Annotated in this window: 2 protein-coding genes and 1 pseudogene; all 3 read left to right on the plus strand. The window is 23.0% G+C overall.

Annotated features, from left to right (window positions below; translation table 11 throughout):
- Positions 1 to 45: 45 nt before the first annotated feature.
- A complete protein-coding gene (locus BGS43_RS01420) occupies positions 46 to 1,017 on the plus strand; it encodes a glycosyltransferase family 2 protein (RefSeq protein WP_096568545.1) in 972 nt (323 codons plus the stop codon).
- A 77-nt stretch (positions 1,018 to 1,094) separates the two neighbouring features.
- Positions 1,095 to 1,329, plus strand: a pseudogene (locus BGS43_RS10290) (glycosyltransferase family 2 protein); the annotation flags it as partial.
- 966 nt (positions 1,330 to 2,295) lie between these two features.
- Positions 2,296 to 2,480, plus strand: a 185-nt coding sequence (locus tag BGS43_RS01430; protein ID WP_141085289.1) for a glycosyltransferase family 2 protein, incomplete at its 3' end; no start/stop codon positions are given.

Here is a 2,480-nt window from a genome sequence, read left to right on the forward strand (position 1 = left end):
TAAGATTATATTTTCGCCACCCAAAAAAGATTTTTAAGAAAAACAATGCCTAAAATTTCAATCATCTTGCCAACTTTTAATGTAGAAAAATATATAGCCAAAGCTTTAGAAAGTTGTATCAATCAAAGTTTTAAAGATATAGAAATAATTGTAGTGGATGATTGTGGGAGTGATAAAAGTATAGATATAGCTAAAGAATATGCCAAAAAAGATGAAAGAATAAAAATAATCCACAATGAAAAAAACTTAGGTCTTTTAAGAGCAAGATATGAAGGTGTAAAAGTGGCAAACTCTCCTTATATAATGTTTTTAGATCCTGATGATTATTTGGAGCTGAATGCTTGTGAAGAGTGTGTGAGAATTTTAAACACTGAAAAAGAAAGTGATTTTATATGGTTTGATTTTATATATAAAAGAATTTCAGGGGTTATAAATAGGGGAAATTTTTTACAAGATCAAACTTTTACTATTTTTGAATATTGTGAGAATATCATAATTCAAAATAAAAATATCTGTTATTGGAATCTTTGTTCTAAACTTATTAAAACAGAAATATATTTAGCATCTTTTTCTTTTTTAGAAAAAGAGATATTAAATACTAGATTAATTATGTCAGAAGATGCATTAATTTATTTTTTTATTATTTTAAATTGTGGAAAAATTACTACTAGTGCAAAAAATATTTATTATTATTGTGAAAATGACAATAGTTCTGTTGGGACTAATGATATTGTCAAAATTGAAAAAAACTTACAAGATGAAAAAATGGTTATTGGAATTTTACTAGAATTTTTAAATCATCATAAAAAGAATATTGAATTGTATTTGTATGTTTTTTTAAAAATAATGATTGGTAAATTAATCGTATATAAATTACATCGAGAAATAAAACTATATCGATTAAAATATAATTATATGATATATACAATGAAAAAAATAAAAAATAAATTTATAATAAAATATTTTTTATTGAAAAGATTTTTGATGGAAAAGTATTTTAAAAATAAATTTAATTGAATGTGTTATAATTATCGCTTAGATTACCATGTTGGAGTATTGGTATTGTTAAGCTTAAAATTTAATAAAGAATTAATGTGTGTAAAATTTCCGTCATAATCCCAATCTATAATGTGGAAAAATACCTAGATGAGTGTTTAAAAAGCGTTATAAATCAAACCTATAAAAATTTAGATATTATTTTGGTAGATGATGGAAGCATTGATAATAGTTTAAATATCGCTAAAGAATATGCTAAAAAAGATGAAAGAATTTTTCTTATTACAAAGGAAAATGGTGGCTTAAGTTCAGCTAGAAATGCGGGTTTGGAATTTATAAAAGGTACTAAATTAAGAGATTTTTTTGAAAATGAAGAAAATATTATTAGTTATAAACAATCAAATACTTTTAAAAATAGTACAAAAGAACTTACAAAAGAAGAAATAAATAAAAACTTTACAAAACTTAGTAAAAATATAATCCAAACAAAGCTTAAAAATCTTAATGACTTTATCATTCAAGATTTACCTGATAATATTATTCACTTTTTAGATTCCGATGATTATTTAGAGCTTGATTGTATTGAAAAATGCGTAAATGAGATGAGTAAAGATGATATAGATATTTGCACACATAATATTAAAGAATTCCTTGAAGAAGAGCAAGTTTTTAGACAAAAAGCAGAGTGCGATATTTATTTAAATTGTAAATACACTAAAAATATCAGTGGGATTGATTTTTTTAAAAAAAATAATATTTGTGAGTTTTATTTTGCTTGGCAAGGAGCTTTTAGAGCAAAGTTGTTAAATATTTATAAGCTTCGTTTTACTTATGGGATTTATCACGAAGATCATGATTTTGGAACTATATTATTCTTAAGTGCTAAAAAAATAACTTGTGTTAAAGAAGAATTATTAATTTATAGAATTCGAGCTAATTCTATAATAAAAAGTGAAAAAGAAAAGATAATACCACAAAGCATACCTTTTTATTTAGAACCTTTAAGATATTATTTCGATGATTATTCTAAGCTTAGAGCTTATTTTAAAGCTTATTGTATGTGTATGATTGGGGCCAATATTTTGCTTTTTTGCAAAGAAAGTAATATTTTAGATAAAAAACTCCAAAATAAAATATTTTTACATTATATTCATTATTATCTTGAGCAATACTATCCCTTAAATTATCTCAATATAAAGGATTTATTTACTTTAGTGGATATCAATTTAAAACTTTTTAGATTTAAATTTATGTTAAGATTATATTTTCGCCACCCAAAAAAGATTTTTAAGAAAAACAATGCCTAAAATTTCAATCATCTTGCCAACTTTTAATGTAGAAAAATATATAGCCAAAGCTTTAGAAAGTTGTATCAATCAAAGTTTTAAAGATATAGAAATAATTGTAGTGGATGATTGTGGGAGTGATAAAAGTATAGATATAGCTAAAGAATATGCCAAAAAAGATGAAAGAATAAAAATAAT

Source organism: Campylobacter sp. 110, from assembly GCF_002383965.1.
In the GTDB taxonomy this organism is placed as follows: domain Bacteria; phylum Campylobacterota; class Campylobacteria; order Campylobacterales; family Campylobacteraceae; genus Campylobacter_D; species Campylobacter_D coli.

Coding starts and splice junctions, on each gene's coding strand:
- BGS43_RS01420 (WP_096568545.1), top strand. CDS start 46: ATGCCTAAAATTTCAATCATCTTGCCAACTTTTAATGTAGAAAAATAT.